14 protein-coding genes are annotated in these 19,774 nt (G+C 61.5%); 10 read left to right on the forward strand and 4 right to left on the reverse strand.

Annotated features, from left to right (window positions below):
- The first annotated feature begins 101 nt into the window (after positions 1 to 101).
- The 8 genes from argR (at position 102) to astE (ending at position 9,203) form a co-directional block, all read left to right on the forward strand.
- A complete protein-coding gene (argR, locus tag JTJ32_RS03440) occupies positions 102 to 1,085 on the forward strand; it encodes a transcriptional regulator ArgR (protein WP_180274327.1) in 984 nt (327 codons plus the stop codon).
- Between the two features lie 392 nt (positions 1,086 to 1,477).
- Complete coding sequence (locus JTJ32_RS03445) at positions 1,478 to 2,695, forward strand: aspartate aminotransferase family protein (RefSeq protein ID WP_210040867.1); 1,218 nt, start codon at positions 1,478 to 1,480, stop codon at positions 2,693 to 2,695.
- Between the two features lie 132 nt (positions 2,696 to 2,827).
- Complete coding sequence (gene aruF, locus JTJ32_RS03450; protein WP_099228300.1) at positions 2,828 to 3,871, forward strand: arginine/ornithine succinyltransferase subunit alpha; 1,044 nt, start codon at positions 2,828 to 2,830, stop codon at positions 3,869 to 3,871.
- Between the two features lie 62 nt (positions 3,872 to 3,933).
- Positions 3,934 to 4,959: an arginine N-succinyltransferase gene (astA, locus tag JTJ32_RS03455; protein WP_099228301.1), complete on the forward strand. Its 1,026-nt coding sequence runs from the start codon at positions 3,934 to 3,936 to the stop codon at positions 4,957 to 4,959.
- Complete coding sequence (astD, locus tag JTJ32_RS03460; protein WP_210041120.1) at positions 4,956 to 6,425, forward strand: succinylglutamate-semialdehyde dehydrogenase; 1,470 nt, start codon at positions 4,956 to 4,958, stop codon at positions 6,423 to 6,425. Before astA ends, astD begins: the two co-directional genes overlap by 4 nt.
- A 49-nt stretch (positions 6,426 to 6,474) precedes the next feature.
- Positions 6,475 to 7,821, forward strand: a complete 1,347-nt coding sequence (gene astB / locus JTJ32_RS03465; protein WP_099228303.1) for an N-succinylarginine dihydrolase — start codon at positions 6,475 to 6,477, stop codon at positions 7,819 to 7,821.
- Positions 7,822 to 7,880: 59 nt separating this feature from the next.
- A complete protein-coding gene (locus tag JTJ32_RS03470) occupies positions 7,881 to 8,168 on the forward strand; it encodes a topoisomerase II (protein WP_099228304.1) in 288 nt (95 codons plus the stop codon).
- Positions 8,169 to 8,189: 21 nt separating this feature from the next.
- Complete coding sequence (gene astE / locus JTJ32_RS03475) at positions 8,190 to 9,203, forward strand: succinylglutamate desuccinylase (RefSeq protein WP_210040869.1); 1,014 nt, start codon at positions 8,190 to 8,192, stop codon at positions 9,201 to 9,203.
- A 73-nt stretch (positions 9,204 to 9,276) separates the two neighbouring features.
- Here the strand turns inward: astE and guaD are convergent, their stop codons facing one another.
- From guaD to xdhA, 4 genes are all read right to left on the reverse strand, one after another.
- Complete coding sequence (gene guaD, locus JTJ32_RS03480) at positions 9,277 to 10,590, reverse strand: guanine deaminase (RefSeq protein WP_210040871.1); 1,314 nt, start codon at positions 10,588 to 10,590, stop codon at positions 9,277 to 9,279.
- A gap of 7 nt (positions 10,591 to 10,597) precedes the next feature.
- Positions 10,598 to 11,437, reverse strand: a complete 840-nt coding sequence (xdhC, locus tag JTJ32_RS03485; protein ID WP_210040873.1) for a xanthine dehydrogenase accessory protein XdhC — start codon at positions 11,435 to 11,437, stop codon at positions 10,598 to 10,600.
- Positions 11,438 to 11,500: 63 nt separating this feature from the next.
- The gene (gene xdhB, locus JTJ32_RS03490; protein ID WP_210040875.1) at positions 11,501 to 13,870 is read right to left on the reverse strand and encodes a xanthine dehydrogenase molybdopterin binding subunit; all 2,370 of its coding nucleotides are present in this window, start codon (positions 13,868 to 13,870) and stop codon (positions 11,501 to 11,503) included.
- Positions 13,863 to 15,317: a xanthine dehydrogenase small subunit gene (gene xdhA, locus JTJ32_RS03495; RefSeq protein WP_210040876.1), complete on the reverse strand. Its 1,455-nt coding sequence runs from the start codon at positions 15,315 to 15,317 to the stop codon at positions 13,863 to 13,865. Before xdhA ends, xdhB begins: the two co-directional genes overlap by 8 nt.
- Positions 15,318 to 15,590: 273 nt before the next feature.
- Between xdhA and JTJ32_RS03500 the strand changes: the two genes are divergently transcribed.
- Positions 15,591 to 16,250, forward strand: coding sequence for a GntR family transcriptional regulator (locus tag JTJ32_RS03500; protein ID WP_184319675.1), 660 nt, complete (start codon positions 15,591 to 15,593; stop codon positions 16,248 to 16,250).
- A gap of 4 nt (positions 16,251 to 16,254) precedes the next feature.
- A complete protein-coding gene (gene smc, locus JTJ32_RS03505; RefSeq protein WP_210040878.1) occupies positions 16,255 to 19,743 on the forward strand; it encodes a chromosome segregation protein SMC in 3,489 nt (1,162 codons plus the stop codon).
- Positions 19,744 to 19,774: the final 31 nt, after the last annotated feature.

Consider the following 19,774-nt stretch of genomic DNA (forward strand, 5'->3'; position numbering starts at 1 on the left):
TAGAACAGGGCATGCTGCGCGACACGCGACATGACCTGGAGATTCCAGATCGAGCCTGTCAATGGGCTTGGCTTTTGCGGCGATACGTATCGGATGTCCCAATGACTGCCCATCGAATAGGTTTCCTTGTCTGGCCTGGCACCAAAGCCCTGACCCTGGCGCTCGCCGAGGAAGCCTTGCGCGTGGCCCAGCGCGTGCACCCTGAAGTGGTCTATGAACTGTCGTTTCTGCAGGTCGAGCCTGCCGTCGCCGATGGCGGCTGGCAGTTGCCGGGCGATCCCTGGGCCGGGCGTCTGGATGGGCTGCACAAGCTGTTTCTGCTGGCCGATGAACCTCCAGCCCCGGTTGCATCGGTGCTGGGCAGTGCGCTCAAGCAACTGGTGCGTGCCGGCTGCTCGATCGGCGGTCTGTCGGCAGGCGTTTACCCGCTGGCGCAACTCGGGCTGCTCGACGGCTATCGCGCCGCGGTCCACTGGCGCTGGCAGGACGATTTCAGTGAGCGTTTCCCGAAAGTCATCGCCACCAGTCACTTGTTCGACTGGGACCGCGACCGCCTGACGGCCTGCGGCGGCATGTCGGTGCTCGACCTTTTGCTGGCGGTGCTGTCCCGTGATCATGGTGCGGAGCTGGCGGGTGCAGTGTCCGAAGAGCTGGTGGTGGAGCGTATTCGCGAGGGCGGTGAGCGTCAGCGCATTCCGTTGCAGAATCGACTGGGCTCCAGCCATCCGAAGCTCACCCAGGCGGTGCTGCTGATGGAAGCCAATATCGAAGAGCCCCTGACCACCGATGAGATTGCCCAGCACGTCTGCGTGTCGCGTCGTCAACTGGAGCGGATCTTCAAGCAGTACCTCAATCGCGTCCCCAGTCAGTATTACTTGGAACTGCGCCTGAACAAGGCGCGCCAGATGCTGATGCAGACCAGCAAATCGATCATCCAGATCGGCCTGTCCTGCGGTTTTTCTTCCGGGCCGCACTTCTCCAGCGCCTACCGCAACTTCTTCGGCGCCACGCCTCGTGAAGACCGCAACCAGCGACGCAGCAGCAGCCCGTTCGAGCTTTCGCCGGTCCCGGCCGAGCGCGGCTGAGCGTTCAAGCATAGCCTGCCAGGGACGCACAGTTTTCTGTTGGAGGAGGGCTGTGGCGCATCAAACACCACACTGTGGGAGGCGGCTCGCCGGCGATCCGGTTTCCAAAGTGCCATACCTGCCACTGAATAAACCCCACCGCTGGCAAGCTGCCTCCTACAGCGCCGTGAATGGTGTCCGCATCGAAACAGCGCCGGGCCAGACACCCGCCCTCAATCGGTTTAAACTGCGCCTTTGTGACGCAATATGTCGCATTGCCGAAAACCTTGAAAAAACACGGTTTTGCGCTGTAACAAGTTGTCGCCTGGCGGCAAGGTCCAAGCCGAATCTGTCCTTACAATCTTTCCATCGCCCGCCAGTTTCAGGCGGGCGTTCCTCATCAGGAGACTCCGATGTCCGTTGAGCATGCTGCGGTGCAACGCGCCGATTTCGACCAGGTAATGGTCCCCAACTACGCGCCGGCCGGGTTCATTCCCGTACGTGGCGCGGGCTCCCGAGTCTGGGACCAGGCGGGCCGTGAGCTGGTGGATTTTTCGGGCGGGATCGCCGTCAACGTCCTGGGCCACTGCCATCCGGCGCTGGTCGGTGCCTTGACCGAGCAGGCCAACAACCTGTGGCATGTGTCGAACGTGTTTACCAACGAGCCGACGTTGCGTCTGGCCAAAAAGCTGGTGGACGCGACGTTCGCCGATCGCGTGTTCTTCTGTAACTCCGGTGCCGAAGCCAACGAGGCGGCTTTCAAGCTGGCCCGTCGTGTGGCCCATGATCTGTATGGCCCGGAGAAGTACGAAATCATCGCCGCCGTGAACAGCTTTCACGGTCGCACGCTGTTTACCGTGAGCGTCGGTGGTCAGCCGAAGTATTCCGACGGGTTCGGCCCCAAGATCACCGGCATCACCCATGTGCCGTACAACGATCTTGAGGCGCTGAAGGCGGCAGTCTCCGACAAGACCTGCGCGGTGGTGCTGGAGCCGATTCAGGGCGAGGGCGGTGTGCTGCCCGGCGAGCTGGAATACCTGCAAGGCGCGCGCACGCTGTGCGACGAGCACAACGCGCTGCTGGTGTTCGACGAAGTGCAGAGCGGCATGGGTCGTAGCGGCCATCTGTTTGCCTACATGCACTACGGCGTGACCCCGGACATTCTTTCCAGCGCCAAGAGCATTGGCGGCGGCTTCCCGCTGGCGGCCATGCTGACCACCGACAAGCTGGCCAAACACCTGGCTGTCGGCGTACACGGCACCACTTATGGCGGCAACCCCCTGGCCTGCGCCGTAGGCGAGGCGGTGATCGACGTCGTCAACACGCGTGAGGTGCTGGCGGGAGTCAAGGCCAGGCACGAGCGCTTCAAGACCCGTCTGGAAAAGATCGGCCAGCAATACGGCGTGTTTACCCAGGTTCGTGGTCTGGGCCTGCTGATCGGTTGTGTGCTGTCCGATGCCTGGAAAGGCAAGGCCAAGGACTTCTTCAATGCGGCCGAGTCCCAGGACCTGATGATTCTGCAGGCAGGTCCTGACGTGATTCGTTTCGCGCCAAGTCTGGTGATCGAAGACGCCGACATCGACGAAGGCCTGAACCGCTTCGAGCGCGCTGTCGCCAAGCTGACGTCCTGATTCAACGCGTTATCTGCCGGTGTTCGCCAAGGCGGGCACCGGCCTCTTTTCGGCACCCTGCGGGCATGACGTCGCGTGGTGCTTTTTTTAGTGCCGGTCGTTCCGGTCTGTGGATCTACAAGGAGTGGCACCATGCTGGTGATGCGCCCCGCGCAAATGGCTGATCTGGCCGAGGTTCAACGCCTCGCCGCCGACAGCCCGATTGGTGTCACGTCCTTGCCCGACGATGCTGGCCGCCTGAGCGACAAGATCGGCTCTTCGGAGGCCTCGTTCGCCGCAGAGGTCAGTTTCAATGGCGAAGAGACCTACTTCTTCGTGCTGGAAGACAGCGAGAGCGGACAACTGGTGGGCTGTTCGGGCATCGTCGCATCGGCCGGTTACTCCGAGCCGTTCTACAGCTTTCGCAACGAGACTTTTGTGCATGCGTCTCGCGAGCTGAAGATCCACAACAAGATTCACGTGCTGTCGCAGTGTCACGACCTCACCGGCAACAGCCTGCTGACTAGCTTTTACGTGGTGCCCGAACTGGTCGGCACGCCATGGTCGGAACTCAATTCCCGTGGCCGCCTGCTGTTCGTCGCCAGCCATCCTGAACGCTTCGCCGACTCGGTGGTGACCGAGATCGTCGGCTACAGCGATGAAAATGGCGACTCGCCGTTCTGGGACGCCATCGGTCGCAACTTCTTCGACCTCAACTACGCCGCTGCCGAGCGCCTGTGCGGGCTGAAAAGCCGGACCTTTCTGGCCGAGCTGATGCCGCATTACCCGATCTACGTGCCGCTGCTGCCCGACGAGGCGCAGGAAGCCATGGGGCAGGTCCATCCGCGTGCGCAGATCACCTTCGACATCCTGATGCGCGAGGGCTTCGAAACCGATCACTACATCGACATTTTCGACGGTGGCCCAACCCTGCACGCACGGGTCTCCGGCATTCGCTCGATTGCCCAGAGCCGTCTGGTGCCGGTCAAGATCGAAGCCGGTGCCAACAGCGGCAATGCCAGCGATGTCGGCCGGGGCGGGCGTTCGTATCTGGTCGCCAATGGCCTGCTTCAGGATTACCGCGCCGTACTGCTGGAGCTGGACTGGGCGCCCGGTCGCCCGGTAGTGCTGAGCCTGCAGGCCGCCGAGGCGCTGGGTGTGGGTGAAGGTGCCAGTGTGCGGATCGTGGCGGTCTGAGCCAGACCTGCGAATGCTGATAAGCGAGTTTCGAGGCTCTTGAGAGCCGCTGAGGAGATAACATGATCGTTCGTCCCGTACGCAGCAGTGACCTGCCCGCACTGATCGAGTTGGCGCGCAGCACCGGTGCCGGTCTGACGACCCTGCCTGCCAACGAGCAGCGCCTGGCGCATCGCGTCGGCTGGGCTGAAAAGACCTTTCGTGGCGAAGCCGAGCGGGGCGACGCGGATTACCTGTTCGTGCTCGAAGACGATGAAGGGCATGTCGTCGGGATTTCCGCCATTGCCGGTGCCGTCGGGCTGCGCGAGCCCTGGTACAACTACCGGGTCGGCCTGACCGTCAGTGCTTCTCAGGAACTGAACATCTACCGCGAGATTCCGACGCTGTTTCTGGCCAACGACCTGACCGGCAACTCGGAACTGTGCTCCCTGTTTCTGCGCAGCGACGCACGCAACGGCCTCAACGGCCGTCTGTTGTCCAAGGCGCGCATGCTGTTCATCGCCGAATTTCCGAAGCTGTTCGGCAACAAGATCATCGCCGAGATGCGTGGCATGTCCGACGAGAATGGACGTTCGCCGTTCTGGGAAAGCCTGGGGCGGCACTTCTTCAAGATGGAGTTCAGCCAGGCCGATTACCTGACCGGCGTCGGCAACAAGGCGTTCATCGCCGAACTGATGCCCAAGTTTCCGCTGTATACCTGCTTTCTTTCCGAAGATGCGCGCAACGTGATCGGCCGAGTACACGCCGACACAGAGCCTGCGCTGACCATGCTCAAGGCTGAAGGCTTCAGTTATCAAGGCTACGTCGACATCTTCGACGCGGGCCCTGCCATCGAATGCGAAACCGGCAAGATCCGTGCGGTGCACGACAGTCAGGCGCTGGTCCTGGCCATCGGCACGCCGGGCGACGATGCGCCACAATTTCTGATCTATAACCGCAAGCGCGAAGACTGCCGCATCACGGTCGGCCCGGCGCGCTTTGCCGCAGGCACGCTCGTGGTCGATCCGACGACCGCCAGACGCCTGCGCATGAGCGCTGGCGACAACGTGCGGGCAGTGCCGCTGTCGGCGGCGCGGGAGGGAGTCTGATGAGTACGCTGTATATCGCAGGCGCCTGGCAGGCCGGGCAGGGTGAAACGTTCACGTCGCTGAACCCTGTGACCCAGCAGGTGCTGTGGTCAGGTCAGGGTGCGACGGCCGAACAGGTCGATCTGGCAGTGCAGGCCGCGCGACAGGCCTTTCCGGGCTGGGCGCGGCGCTCGTTGCAGGAGCGCATCGACGTGCTCGAAGCCTTCGCGGCGCGGCTCAAGCATCACGCCGACGAGCTGGCCCGCTGCATCGGTGAGGAAACCGGCAAGCCGCTGTGGGAATCGGCCACCGAAGTGACCACCATGATCAATAAGGTTGCCATCTCGGTGCAGAGCTATCGCGAGCGCACCGGCGAAAAAAGCGGCCCGCTGGGCGATGCGACTGCAGTGTTGCGTCACAAACCGCATGGCGCAGTTGCCGTGTTCGGCCCTTACAATTTTCCCGGACACCTGCCCAACGGGCACATCGTGCCAGCGCTGTTGGCCGGTAATACCGTGCTGTTCAAGCCCAGCGAACTGACGCCGAAAGTGGCCGAGCTGACCGTCAAATGCTGGATCGAAGCCGGTCTGCCTGGCGGGGTTCTCAACCTGCTGCAGGGGGATCGCGAAACCGGCATCGCACTGGCCGCCAATCCGGGTATCGATGGTCTGTTCTTCACCGGTTCCAGCCGCACCGGCAATGCGCTGCATCTGCAGTTTGCAGGCCGTCCGGACAAGATCCTCGCTCTGGAAATGGGCGGCAACAACCCGCTGGTGGTCGATCAGGTTCAGGACGTGGACGCGGCGGTGTACACCGTGATCCAGTCGGCCTTTATTTCTGCGGGTCAGCGCTGTACCTGCGCGCGTCGCTTGCTGGTGCCTCAAGGAGAGTGGGGCGATGCCTTCCTGGCCCGACTGGTAGCGGTCAGCGAAACCATCGAAGTCGGCTCGTTCGATCAGCAGCCTGCGCCGTTCATGGGCTCAGTGATTTCGCTGGACGCCGCGCTGGGCCTGCTGGATGCCCAGCGCATTCTGCTGGCCAAAGGCGCGGTGTCGCTGCTGGAGATGCGTCAGCCGTTGGCCCAGTCTGCCTTATTGACGCCCGGTATCATTGATGTGACGGCGGTCAGCGAACGTTCCGACGAAGAGCTGTTCGGCCCGCTGTTGCAGGTTGTTCGCTACGCCGATTTCGACGCTGCAATCGCTGAGGCCAACGACACCCGATACGGCTTGGCCGCCGGTCTGCTGTCGGACTCCGAGGCGCGCTATCAGCAGTTCTGGCTGGAAAGTCGCGCCGGTATCGTCAACTGGAACAAGCAACTGACCGGTGCGGCCAGCAGCGCGCCGTTCGGCGGCGTGGGCGCGTCCGGCAATCATCGCGCCAGTGCGTATTACGCTGCCGATTACTGCGCGTATCCTGTGGCATCCCTTGAAACCGGCAGCCTGACGCTGCCGGCCACGCTGACTCCGGGCATCAGGCTGAGCTGACAGTGCACGTAACGATTGCTTATAAAAACAGATCCACGGAGCCTTGCCGATGAAATCCTGTGAAGTGAATTTTGACGGTCTGGTCGGGCCAACCCACAACTACGGCGGGTTGTCCTACGGTAACGTTGCGTCCCAGAGCAACAGCCAGCAATGCTCGAACCCGCGCGAGGCGGCGTTGCAAGGCCTGGCCAAAATGAAGGCTCTGATGGACCTGGGCTTCACGCAGGGTGTGCTCGCACCGCAGGAACGTCCTGACGTGGCGGGGCTGCGCCAACTGGGTTTTACCGGCACCGACCAACAGGTGATCGAGAAGGCCGCCCGGCAGGACATGCCGCTGCTGGTCGCCAGTTGCTCGGCGTCGAGCATGTGGGTCGCCAATGCGGCCACCGTCAGCCCGAGTGCCGACACGGCCGACCGCCGCGTACACTTCACGGCCGCCAACCTCAACTGCAAATACCACCGCAGCATTGAACATCCGACTACCAGCCGTGTATTGGGCGCGATGTTCGCCGATTCGCAGCACTTTGCGCATCACGCTGCCTTGCCTGCCGTCGCCCAGTTCGGCGACGAAGGGGCGGCGAACCACACGCGGTTTTGCCGGGACTACGGCGAGGCCGGGGTGGAGTTCTTCGTGTTCGGGCGCAGCGCCTTCGACACCCGTTATCCCGCGCCGCAGAAATACCCGGCCCGGCAGACGCTGGAAGCGTCGAAAGCCGTCGCACGTCTTCACGGCCTGAGCGATGAAGGTGTGGTGTACGGCCAGCAAAACCCGTCGGTGATTGATCAGGGCGTGTTCCATAACGACGTGATCGCGGTGGGTAACGGCGAGGTACTGTTCTATCACGAAGACGCGTTTCTCCACACCGAGTCGATGTTGAATGAACTCCGTGACAAGCTCGCCCGCGTCGGCGGCCAGTTAAGGGCGATCTGTGTGCCGCGTGCCGAGGTCTCGGTGTCCGATGCGGTGCGCTCTTACCTGTTCAACAGCCAGTTATTGTCGCGCCCCGACGGCTCGATGCTGTTGATCGTGCCGCAGGAATGCCAGGCCAACGGCAGCGTCTGGAACTACCTGCAGCGCCTGATCACGGATGACGGCCCGGTAGCCGAGGTCAAGGTGTTCGACCTCAAGCAGAGCATGCAGAACGGTGGTGGTCCGGCCTGCCTGCGCTTGCGGGTTGCGCTCAATGAAACCGAGCTTGCCGCGGTCAACCCCGGCGTGATCATGACCGCGCCGCTGTACGAAACCCTCACCCAATGGGTCGACCGCCACTACCGTGATCGCATGAGCGAAAATGACCTGGCCGATCCCCGATTGCTGACCGAATGCCGAACGGCATTGGATGAACTGACGCAAATCCTTAAACTGGGCGCCGTTTATCCTTTTCAACTCGTTTGAGACCTGCGCGCCGAGCCGCTGCCCGGCGCATGATTTTCCCTTTCAAGAGTACTGCGAACATGAGCGACGCCCTGCAATTAATCCTCGAAGACACCGATGGCACCCAGCTGGAAACTTCCTGCACCCGCGTTGCCGTCATCTGGCAGGGCAAGGAATTGTGGATTCAGCAGGACGGCCGCGGCCAGTTGCTGATCGGTGTTGATGTCGAAGAAGACGACGCCGAATACGCCAACCTGCTGCTGCGTCCATTGGCCACTAATCTGGTCAGCCTGCAGCTCGAGATGGAACCGGCCGACATGGGTGCCGACGAAGACGGCCATGTGCACGGTCCTGACTGCAACCACTGAAACAACCCGTAAGGAAGCGCCATGCTCGCTCTCGGCAAACTACTTGATTTGACCCTGGCCGGACGTGAGCCGGCGGAAAAGACTCAACTGACCGTCGAAGGCGTGCGCATGCGCTGGCTGGGCGAGGGGGCACTGGAAGTCCGCCCGCCCGAGGCTCGTGACAACGGCACTGACCTGCTGCTGTCAGCCGGTATTCACGGCAACGAGACAGCCCCCATCGAGCTGCTTGATCAACTGATCCGCAGTATTGCGCGCGGCGATCTGAAACCGCGTGCACGTATTCTGTTCCTGTTCGGCAACCCCGAGGCCATGCGGCGCGGCACACGGTTTGTCGAGCAGGACGTCAACCGGCTGTTCAATGGCCGTCACGAACAAAGCGGCGGCTCCGAGGCCTTGCGGGCCTGTGAGCTGGAGCGGCTGGCAGCCAGCTTCTTCAAGCTGCCGGACCGCTATCGGCTGCACTACGACCTGCACACCGCGATCCGTGGTTCGAAGATCGAGCAGTTTGCGCTGTATCCATGGAAAGAAGGCCGCAAGCATTCCCGCCGCGAACTGGCCCGTTTACGCGCTGCAGGCATGAGCGCAGTGCTGTTGCAGAACAAGCCGTCGATCGTGTTCAGCGCCTACACCTATGATCAGTTGGGGGTTGAAGCCTTCACTCTGGAACTGGGCAAGGCCCGGCCGTTCGGTCAGAACCAGCAGGTCAATCTGGGTCCGTTGCGCGCCAGCCTGGAGCAACTGATCGAAGGCACCGAACCCGAGACGGACGACTCGCTCGACGGCCTGCAATTGTTCAGCGTGGCGCGGGAAGTGATCAAGCGCAGTGACGCCTTCAAGTTTCATCTGGCCGATGACGTCGAGAACTTCTCCCCGCTGAAAAAAGGCTTCGTGCTCGCCGAAGACGTGAGTGATTCACGCTGGGTAGTGCAGGAAGAGGGGGCCCGGATCATCTTTCCGAACCCGAAGGTGAAGAACGGCTTGCGGGCGGGGATTCTGGTCGTGCCGGTGGCAGCGGAAGGTCTTGCGTTGGGGTGACACGCGTTTAACTCCCGCCGGGCAAAGGCTGGCTCACTGAACGAACGCGATCCAGACAATGAGCACGTTGCAATCACCCCCGCACGTGCACCCGCTCACCCGCCGACCACGTTTCCTTGATGGCCCTGTCGTCGCCAAGGGTCATCAGCACGAACAGAATCTCCTCAATGTCCTTCGCCTGCTTCAAGCGGTAGGACAGCAATGGCGTGGCGTTGTAGTCCAGCACTACGAAGTCGGCTTCGTTGCCTGCTTTGAGGCTGCCGACCTTGTCCTCAAGGCGCAATGCCCGAGCGCCACCGAGTGTCGCCAGGTACAGCGACTTGAGCGGGCTTAACCGTGCGCCCTGCAGTTGCATCACTTTGTAAGCTTCGTTCAGCGTTTGCAGGATCGAAAAGCTGGTGCCACCCCCCACATCGGTGCCTAACCCCACGTTGACCTTGTGCTTCTCGGCCATCGGCAGGTTGAACAGGCCGCTGCCCAGAAACAGGTTCGAGGTGGGACAAAAGGCGATGGCCGAGCCGGTTTCAGCCAGTCTTGCGCACTGCTCGTCGCACAGGTGCACGCCGTGGGCAAACACCGAGCGTTCGCTCAGCAGGTTGAAGTGGTCGTAGACGTCCAGGTAGTGCTTGCTTTCAGGGAACAGCGCCTTGACCCATTCGACTTCCTGCAGGTTTTCACTGATGTGGGTCTGCATGTACAGGCCGGGGTGTTCGCTCAGCAGTTGACCGGCCAGCGCCAGTTGCTCGGGACTGCTGGTCGGGGCGAAACGCGGTGTGACGGCATAGCTCAAACGTCCCTGGCCATGCCAGCGTTCGATCAGCGCCTTGCTGTCGGCGTAGCCTGACTCGGGGGTGTCCACCAGATAGTCCGGTGCGTTGCGGTCCATCATGACCTTGCCCGCAATCATGCGCAGGTTGAGCTGTTGCGCGGCGCTGAAGAACGCCTCGACCGACGCCTTGTGCACGCTGCCGAACACCAGCGCCGTCGTGGTGCCGTTGCGCAGCAGTTCCCTGATGAAGATATCCGCGACCTGCGCCGAATGCTCAGGATCGGCGAACTGGCGCTCGCAGGGGAAGGTGTAAGTGTTGAGCCAGTCCAGCAACTGCTCGCCGTACGCGCCGATCATGCCGGTCTGCGGCAGGTGGATGTGGGTGTCGATGAAGCCCGGGGTGATCAGGGCGTCCGGGTATTCGATCAGCTCGACATCGTCATCCAGCCTATCCAGCATGTCGCTTGCGTGACCGAGCGAAGTGATGCAGCCGTTTTCGACGACCATCAGGCCATCCGCGAAGTATTCGAAGGACGCGTCCGGCCCCACGTCGGCAGGGTCGGCAATGCTGTGGATGATGGCGGCGCGATAGGCTTTAACGGACGTAACTGAACTCATGGGCATCTCATGACGACCTGCTGCGGCGCGAGGCGGGCAGCAGTTTGGCGATAGGTTGGGTGTTGGCACTTTGCTGGCCAAAGTCTGCGTTGTAGGTGGCGATGACCTCGGCGGCGATGGACACAGCGATCTCGATGGGCAGCTTGCCTTTCACCTCGGCGAGACCCATCGGGCAGCGCATGCGTTGCAGCAGGCCGGCGTCGAAACCGCGTTCACGCAGCCGGTGTTCGAACTTGACCCGCTTGGTGCGCGAACCGATCAGACCGAAATAGCCAAAATCGCCACGCTTCAGAATGGCGGCGGTCAATTCAAGGTCGAGTTGATGGTTGTGGGTCATGACGATGCAGTAACTGCCTGCGGGCAGATTCGCGACTTCATCGACCGGTTCGTCGTTGATGATCCTCGTAACGCCATCGGGCATCGATTCCGGAAATTCGTTCTCACGGGAATCGATCCAGCGTACCCGGCAGGGCAGGCTGGCCAGCAGTGGCACCAGCGCGCGACCTACATGCCCGGCACCGAATACGGCAATCTGCGCGACCGGCTCGCCCATGGGTTCGAACAGCAGCACGTTCACGCCGCCGCAGCACTGACCGAGGCTTGCGCCCAGGTTGAAGCGTTCCAGCCGGGTCTGCCGCGTGCCGCTGGCGAGCATTTCACGGGCGATCTCCATGGCCTTGTATTCCAGATGTCCGCCACCGATGGTGTCGTGGATCCGCTCGGCACTGACCACCATTTTCGAACCGGCATTGCGTGGCGTCGAACCCAGCTCCTCGATGATCGTCACCAGGACCGCCGGCTCGCCACGGGCCTGAAGATCGGCAAGGGCGCTTATCCAGTTATTCATGGGTGTACCCCACCGGTCCGGTGCTGAGGGTGCGCGTGCTCCGTGAGGAACCCTCATCAAGGATCACATGCATGCGGTTTTCCCCAGCTCGCGCATCTGTTCGCAGCCCCACAAGACCTTTTCCGGCGTTGCAGGCGCGTCGATGCGAGGTTGATGGCGATAGTCGCCCAGGCTGGCAACGGCATCCTTGATCGCGCACCACGCGGCAATGCCCAGCATGAATGGCGGTTCGCCCACGGCCTTGGAGTGAAAGACCGTGTCTTCAGGGTTCTTGCGGTTCTCCACCAGCTTGACCCGCAGCTCCAGTGGCATGTCGGCTACGGCGGGGATCTTGTACGACGCAGGGCCTGTGGTCAGCAGTTTGCCCTTGGCGTTCCATACCAGCTCTTCGGTGGTCAGCCAGCCTGCGCCCTGAATGTAGCCGCCTTCGACCTGACCGATGTCGATGGCCGGGTTCAGCGAGGCGCCGACGTCATGCAGGATGTCGGTACGCAGCATCTTGTACTCGCCGGTCAGGGTGTCGACGATCACCTCGGCGCAGGCCGCGCCGAAAGCGAAGTAATAGAAGGGCCGCCCCCGCGCCTGACTGCGGTCGTAGAAAATTTTCGGCGTCTTGTAATAGCCCGTGCTGGACAGCGAGACCTGACCCATCCACGCCAACTGAGCCAGCTCGGCGAATGACAGCAGGGTATCGCCAGCCCGCACATGGCCATTGCGAAACTCGACCTGGCTTTCCTCTATCTTGAAATGTTTCGCGGCAAACTCGACCAGTCGCTGTCTGAGGATTTCGGCTGCGTTCTGTGCGGCCTTGCCGTTGAGGTCAGTGCCACTGGATGCGGCGGTCGGCGAGGTGTTGGGCACCTTGTCGGTATTGGTGGCGGTGATCTGGATACGCTCGATGTCCACCTGAAACACCTCGGCCACCACCTGCGCCACTTTGACGTTGAGTCCCTGGCCCATCTCGGTCCCGCCGTGGTTCAGGTGAATGCTGCCGTCGGTATAGATGTGGATCAACGCACCGGCCTGATTGAGAAAGCTGGCGGTAAACGAAATGCCGAATTTGACCGGGGTCAACGCCAGACCTTTCTTTAGAATCGGGCTGCCGGCATTGAACGCACGAATCGCTTCACGACGCTCGGCGTATTCGCAGCTCTGCTCCAGGTCGGCCGTCATTTCTTCCAGCAGGTTGTGCTCGACCGTCTGGTAATAGTGAGTGACATTGCGCTCGGTCTTGCCGTAGTAGTTGGCCTTGCGCACCGCCAGCGGGTCCTTGCCCAGATAGCGGGCGATGCAATCCATGACCTCTTCGATGGCGACCATGCCTTGCGGACCACCGAAGCCACGGTAGGCCGTATTGGACGCGGTGTGGGTCTTGCAGCGATGGCCGTTGATCGTGGCCTCGCCCAGGTAATAGGCGTTGTCGGCGTGAAACATGGCGCGGTCGACGATGGAGGCCGACAAATCAGGCGAATAACCGCAGTTGCCTGCCAGATCCAGTTCAATACCCTGCAAACGACCGTTGTCGTCGAAACCCACGTCGTACTCGATGTAGAACGGGTGGCGCTTGCCGGTCATGATCATGTCTTCGACACGCTGCAGGCGCATCTTGGTCGGCTGGCCGGTGAGGCGCGCCACGACAGCGCACAGGCACGCGGGGCTTGCCGCCTGGGTTTCCTTGCCGCCAAAGCCGCCGCCCATACGCCGCATGTCGACCACGATCCGGTTCATCGGGACGTCCAGCACCTCGGCTACCAGCTTCTGGATTTCAGTGGGGTTCTGGGTCGAGCTGTAGACAATCATGCCGCCATCTTCGGTGGGCATGACCGAGGCGATCTGCGTCTCCAGATAGAAATGCTCCTGCCCGCCGATGTGCAGGTTGCCTTGCAGACGATGGGTCGCGCCTTGCAGGGCGGTCGTCGAATCGCCGCGTTTGTGGGTATGGCTGTCGAGGACGAAATGCTTCTGGCGCAGGGCCTGCACCACATCCAGTACAGGCTCCAGGTCTTCGTATTCGATCACCGCGGCCATCGCGGCCTTGCGGGCGGTGTCCAGATCGCGTGCGGCCACGGCCAGAACCGGTTGGCCGACGAACTCGACCTTGTCGATGGCCAGCAGCGGATCACCGGGCAACAACGGACCAATGTCTTTCAGGCCCGGAATGTCCTCATGAGTGATGACAATCCGCACGCCGTCGATGGCATGACACGGCGCAGTGTCGATGCTGATGATACGTGCATGGGCGCGATCCGAAAGCCGCGCATACACGTGCAGTTGATTGGGAAACTCCAGCCGGTCATCGATGTACACGGCCTCGCCGCTGACATGTTTGTCGGCGCTGTCGTGTTTGACGCTGCGGCCTGCGCCGGTGGTGATCCCTTGTTGAAAGAGAGCGGCCATTTCGGCCTGAGTCTTTTGCGGGGCATGATCAGACATAGTGAGTCACCCGCGTGAGTGTGTGAGGCGTCTGCAGTTCGATGAAGCACTTGCGCAGCAGGTTGCGGGCGCTTAGCAGGCGGTATTCCTTGCTGGCGCGGAAGTCCGACAGCGGTGTGAAGTCATCGCCCAGCGCGGCGCAGGCGTGCTCGACGGTCTCGCTGTTCCAGCGCTGACCGGACAACGCCTGCTCGCACGCAGTCGCTCGCTTTGGAATCGCCGCCATGCCGCCGAAGGCCACGCGTGCCTCTTCAATGACACCGTCGATGATGTGCAGGCGGAATGCGGCGCAGACGGCGGAAATGTCGTCGTCCAGCCGTTTGGAGACTTTGTAGGCTTTGAACACCTGGCGATTATCCGCAGTCGGCACGATGATTTTTTCGATGAACTCGCTTTCCTGGCGCGCCGTGACCTTGTAATCGATGAAGTAGTCTTCCAGCGCCAGGGTGCGCTGGGTCTCGCCTTTGCGCAGAACGATCTGCGCGCCTAGGGCGATCAACAGCGGCGGGGCATCGCCGATAGGGGAGGCGTTGCCGATATTGCCGCCCAGCGTGCCCTGATTGCGAATCTGCAGCGATGCGAAGCGCTGCAACAGTTCGCCGAAATCAGGGTACTCGGCCTCAAGTGCGGCGTAACAATCGGTCAACGGCGTGGCAGCACCGATCTCCAGCCGATCCTCGAAACGCTCGACACGCTTCATCGCTTCAATGTGTCCCACGTAAATCATGACCGGCAGTGGCTTGTGAAACTGGGTGACTTCCAGTGCCAGGTCAGTGCCACCCGCCAACAGGCGAGCCTGAGGGTGGGCATCGTACAGGTCAGCGAGATCGTCCACCGTCAGCGGGATCAGACAGCGTTTTTCGCCGTCGTTCAGCTCACCGATCTGCTGCGGGGTGATGGCGCGCAGGCGTTCGATGGTTTGTGCCTGACACTGGTCGAACTGATCGGGCTCATGCCGTCCGCACACCTGTTCGGCAGCGGCGAGAATCGGGCGATAACCCGTGCAACGGCATAGATTGCCGGCCAGTGCTTCGTGGGCCTGATGCGCGTCGGCCTGATCGTTGTTCTTTTGCAGGGCAAACAGCGACATCACGAAACCCGGCGTGCAGAAACCGCATTGCGAGCCATGGCACTCGACCATGGCCTGTTGCACGCTGTGCAGGCGGCCTTGGTGCTTGAGGTCCTCCACACTGATCAACTGCTTGCCGTGCAGCGACGCCACAAACGTCAGGCATGAATTGAGGCTGCGATAACGCAGCTGTTGCTTGCCTGTCGCGTCGATGTGCAGCTCGCCCACAACAACCGTGCAGGCACCGCAGTCACCGCTGGCGCACCCTTCCTTGGTACCGGGCTTGTGTGCCTGCTCGCGCAGGTAGGTCAGCACGGTCATGTTCGGATCGAGGGTTCGCTCGGTCTTTAGCTCTTGGTTCAAAAGGAACTGAATCACGGCGTAATGCCCTCAATTGGCTTCCATCGGACATGTCGATGAATCTATCAGCTTTGTTTATTGGGTCAATTTGTTTCTGACTTTCGAGTCAGGAAATCAGGTTTTCGGCACCTCTGCCGATCAAAGACGTCACACCTGTTGAATCGCCTGTCAGGCAATGGTCGAGGTTTTGCGTGTTTCGTGCCGGATTCGAGGATTATGGCCCTGCGCCATGCCCTTGGGTTGCGATACACTCCGCCTCTTGTACGAAGAATTGGTTTTTGAAGGATACTCATGACGTTCAAGGCCCCGGACAGCCTCGCTGAGCAGATAGCCCATCACCTTGCAGAACGGATCATCCGCGGTGAACTCAAGCCTGGAGAGCGGATTCAGGAGCAAAAGGTCACGCAGGCGTTGAACGTCAGTCGTGGTTCCGTGCGCGAAGCATTACTGATTCTGGAGCGCCGTCATCTGGTGGCGATCCTGCCGCGTCGTGGTGCGCAGGTCACGGTGCTCAATGCCCACAATGTCACCAGCCTGTGCACGCTGATGAGTGAGCTGTACATTCTGCAGGCCAATGCCGTGGCCGAGCACTGGAAGACCGAGGCGGACCTTGCTCCGTTCCTGGCCATCCAGCAGCGTCTGCGGGCCAGTCTGGAGAGCCAGGACGTGAAGGCGTTCGTCGAGGAAAGCTTCAATGTCATGCGCGCGGCGTATCCATTTGCCAATAACCCGTATCTGGAGGAAACCATCGAGAATCTGCAGCCGTCCATGAGTCGCAGCTACTTCCTGGCCCTCGAGCAGCGCAAGGCGGAGATGAGCGATTACCTCGAGCTGTTCGGGCAATTGCTTGCGGCCGTTGTCGCGCGCGATCTGGCGCAGGTTCGTGTGGTGCTCATCAACTACGGCCAGCGCAGTTGTCAACTGGTGCTCGCTGCACTGACGGCAGGCTGAACCCATGCGTCTGAAGTGCATCAAGCTGGCGGGGTTCAAATCCTTCGTCGACCCCACCACGGTGAACTTCCCCAGCAACATGGCTGCCGTTGTCGGCCCCAACGGTTGCGGAAAATCCAACATCATCGACGCCGTGCGCTGGGTCATGGGCGAAAGCTCGGCCAAGAACCTGCGCGGCGAGTCGATGACCGACGTCATCTTCAATGGTTCGACCAGCCGCAAGCCGGTCAGTCAGGCCAGCATCGAGTTGGTGTTCGACAACTCCGACGGCACGCTGGTGGGCGAATACGCCGCCTATGCGGAAATTTCCATTCGCCGTAAAGTGACCCGCGACAGCCAGAACAGTTACTACCTCAACGGCACCAAATGCCGCCGTCGTGATATCACCGACATCTTCCTCGGCACCGGCCTGGGGCCGCGCAGCTACTCGATCATCGAACAGGGCATGATCTCCAAGCTGATCGAAGCCAAGCCCGAGGATCTGCGTAACTTTATTGAAGAAGCGGCGGGCATCTCCAAGTACAAGGAGCGTCGCCGTGAAACCGAGAACCGCATCCGCCGCACCCATGAGAATCTGGCGCGCCTGACCGACCTGCGTGAAGAGCTGGAGCGCCAGCTCGAGCGTCTGCATCGTCAGGCCCAGGCCGCCGAGAAATATCAGGAATACAAGGCCGAAGAACGCCAGCTCAAGGCGCATTTGTCTGCCCTGCGCTGGCAGGCACTGAATGAACAGGTCGGTCAGCGCGAAGCCGTGATCGGCGGCCAGGAGGTCGGCTTCGAAGCGTTGGTCGCCGATCAGCGCAGTGCCGACGCCAGCATCGAACGATTGCGCGACGGCCATCACGATCTTTCCGAACGTTTCAATCTGGTGCAGGGGCGCTTCTATTCGGTGGGGGGCGACATTGCCCGGGTCGAGCAAAGCATTCAGCACGGCCAGCAGCGTCTGCGCCAGTTGCAGGACGACCTGCGTGAAGCCGAGCGCGCGCGTCAGGAAACCGAGTCGCATCTGGGGCACGATACCACCTTGCTGGCCACGCTCAGCGAAGAGTTGGAAATGCTCGAACCCGAGCAGGAGATGACCAGCGCGGCGGCCGAAGAGTCGGCCATCGCCCTGGAAGACGCCGAAGCGGCCATGCATGGCTGGCAGGAAAAGTGGGACGTCTTCAATCAGCAGTCCGCCGAGCCGCAACGTCAGGCGCAGGTTCAGCAGTCGCGCATCCAGCAGCTGGAGCAAAGCATGGAGCGGCTGGCCGAGCGTCAGCGGCGTCTGGGCGAGGAACGTCAGTTGTTGGCTGCCGACCCTGAAGACGCGGCGATTCTGGAACTGAGCGAAGACCTCGCCACCCGCGACATGACCCTCGAAGAACTGCACATGGGCGAAGAGCAGGCGGTAGAGCGGCTTGAGCAGTTGCGCGAAGCCTTGCAGCGCGCCAATCAGGATCAACAGCAGGCGCAGGGCGAATTGCAGCGCCTCAACGGGCGTCTGGCCTCGCTGGAAGCCTTGCAGCAGGCCGCCCTCGACCCTGACACCGGCACCGCCGAGTGGCTGCGCGATCAGCAACTGGATCAGCGCCCGCGTCTGGCGGAAAGCCTCAAGGTGGACGCAGGCTGGGAAATGGCGGTCGAAACGGTACTCGGTGCCGATCTGCAGGCGGTACTGGTCGATGATTTCGACGGGCTGGACGTGGCGAACTTTCAGCAGGGTGATCTGCGCCTGTTGAGCGCCGGAGCCGATACGCAGCGCATTGCAGGCAGCTTGCTCGACAAGGTGGAAAGCGATATCGACCTGTCGGCCTGGCTGGGGCAGGTGATCCCGGTCAACGATCTGGACGAGGCGCTGGCCCGGCGTGGTCAACTGACAGCGGGGCAGAGCCTGATCAGCCGCGACGGCTATTGGGTCGGGCGTCACTTCCTGCGGGTACGACGTGCCAGCGAAGCACAGAGCGGCGTGTTGGCCCGTGGTCAGGAACTGCAGCAGCTCGGTCTGGAACGTGATGAGCGCGAAGCGACGCTGGCGGCGCTGGAAGAACAGCTGTCGAGCCTGCGCGAACAGCAAGCGCAGCAGGAAGAATCGAGAGAGCAACTGCGCCGTCGTGTGCAGGACGAGACGCGCCAGCAGAGCGAACTCAAGGCACAGCTGTCGGCAGCCAAGGCCAAGGTCGAACAGTTGACCCTGCGCCGCACCCGTCTGGATGAAGAGCTGGCCGAACTCGGCGAGCAACGTGCGCTTGAACATGAGCACCTGGGCGAGTCACGTCTGCAATTGCAGGACGCACTCGACGCCATGGCGCTGGACACCGAACAACGCGAAGTGCTTCAGGCCCAGCGCGACAGTCTGCGCGAGCGGCTCGACCGTGTGCGTCAGGAAGCCCGTCTGCACAAGGATCGCAGCCATCAGCTGGCAGTCCGTCTGGGTTCGCTCAAGGCACAGCACGACTCGACACGTCAGGCGCTGGAGCGTCTGCAGATGCAGTCCGAGCGCCTGACAGAGAAGCGCGAACAATTGAGCCTCAATCTGGAAGAGGGTGAGGCGCCGCTGGAAGAGTTGCGGCTCAAACTGGAAGAGTTGCTCGAACGGCGCATGGTGGTCGATGACGAGATGCGCATCGCCAAGAACGCGCTGGAAGACGCTGATCGCGAACTGCGTGACGCCGAGAAGCGCCGCACGCAGGCTGAGCAGCAGTCGCAGTTGCTGCGCGGGCAGCTCGAGCAGCAGCGTCTGGAATGGCAGGCCCTGACGGTGCGCCGCAAAGCCTTGCAGGACCAATTGCATGAAGACGGCTACGACCTGCACGGCGTGCTCGCCACGCTGACCCCCGAAGCCAGCGAACAGGCTGCCGAGCTGCAACTGGAAAGTCTCGCCGGACGTATTCAGCGCCTCGGTGCCATCAACCTCGCAGCCATCGACGAGTACCAGCAGCAGTCCGAGCGCAAGCGCTATCTGGATGCTCAGGACGCCGATCTGGTGGAGGCACTGGAGACGCTGGAGAACGTGATCCGCAAGATCGACAAGGAAACCCGGAATCGCTTCAAGGAGACCTTCGATCAGATAAATAGCGGAATTCAGGCACTTTTCCCAAAAGTTTTCGGTGGTGGCTCCGCTTATTTGGAACTGACGGGCGAAGATTTACTCGATACAGGGGTGACAATCATGGCGCGCCCCCCCGGCAAGAAGAACAGCACCATTCATTTGCTGTCCGGCGGGGAAAAGGCACTGACTGCACTGGCATTGGTTTTCGCCATTTTCAAACTCAATCCGGCACCGTTCTGCATGCTCGACGAGGTCGATGCACCACTGGACGATGCCAACGTCGGTCGATATGCCCGGCTCGTGAAGGAAATGTCACAAACCGTGCAATTCATCTACATCACCCACAACAAGATCGCCATGGAAATGGCTGATCAATTGATGGGCGTCACCATGCATGAACCGGGCTGCTCGCGGCTGGTTGCGGTGGATGTGGAAGAGGCCATGGCGCTGGTGGATGCCTAGGTCGGGACCTGTGCTTCATGAGGGAAAACGG

It is taken from the genome of Pseudomonas alliivorans (assembly GCF_017826695.1).
Lineage (GTDB): Bacteria > Pseudomonadota > Gammaproteobacteria > Pseudomonadales > Pseudomonadaceae > Aquipseudomonas > Aquipseudomonas alliivorans.

Bases quoted from the DNA above. Each gene is read 5' to 3' on its own strand.
- smc (WP_210040878.1), top strand. From the start codon at position 16,255: ATGCGTCTGAAGTGCATCAAGCTGGCGGGGTTCAAATCCTTCGTCGAC.
- JTJ32_RS03470 (WP_099228304.1), top strand. From the start codon at position 7,881: ATGAGCGACGCCCTGCAATTAATCCTCGAAGACACCGATGGCACCCAG.
- JTJ32_RS03445 (WP_210040867.1), top strand. From the start codon at position 1,478: ATGTCCGTTGAGCATGCTGCGGTGCAACGCGCCGATTTCGACCAGGTA.
- astE (WP_210040869.1), top strand. From the start codon at position 8,190: ATGCTCGCTCTCGGCAAACTACTTGATTTGACCCTGGCCGGACGTGAG.
- guaD (WP_210040871.1), bottom strand. From the start codon at position 10,590: ATGAGTTCAGTTACGTCCGTTAAAGCCTATCGCGCCGCCATCATCCAC.
- xdhB (WP_210040875.1), bottom strand. From the start codon at position 13,870: ATGTCTGATCATGCCCCGCAAAAGACTCAGGCCGAAATGGCCGCTCTC.
- aruF (WP_099228300.1), top strand. From the start codon at position 2,828: ATGCTGGTGATGCGCCCCGCGCAAATGGCTGATCTGGCCGAGGTTCAA.
- xdhC (WP_210040873.1), bottom strand. From the start codon at position 11,437: ATGAATAACTGGATAAGCGCCCTTGCCGATCTTCAGGCCCGTGGCGAG.
- argR (WP_180274327.1), top strand. From the start codon at position 102: ATGACTGCCCATCGAATAGGTTTCCTTGTCTGGCCTGGCACCAAAGCC.
- astA (WP_099228301.1), top strand. From the start codon at position 3,934: ATGATCGTTCGTCCCGTACGCAGCAGTGACCTGCCCGCACTGATCGAG.
- astB (WP_099228303.1), top strand. From the start codon at position 6,475: ATGAAATCCTGTGAAGTGAATTTTGACGGTCTGGTCGGGCCAACCCAC.
- JTJ32_RS03500 (WP_184319675.1), top strand. From the start codon at position 15,591: ATGACGTTCAAGGCCCCGGACAGCCTCGCTGAGCAGATAGCCCATCAC.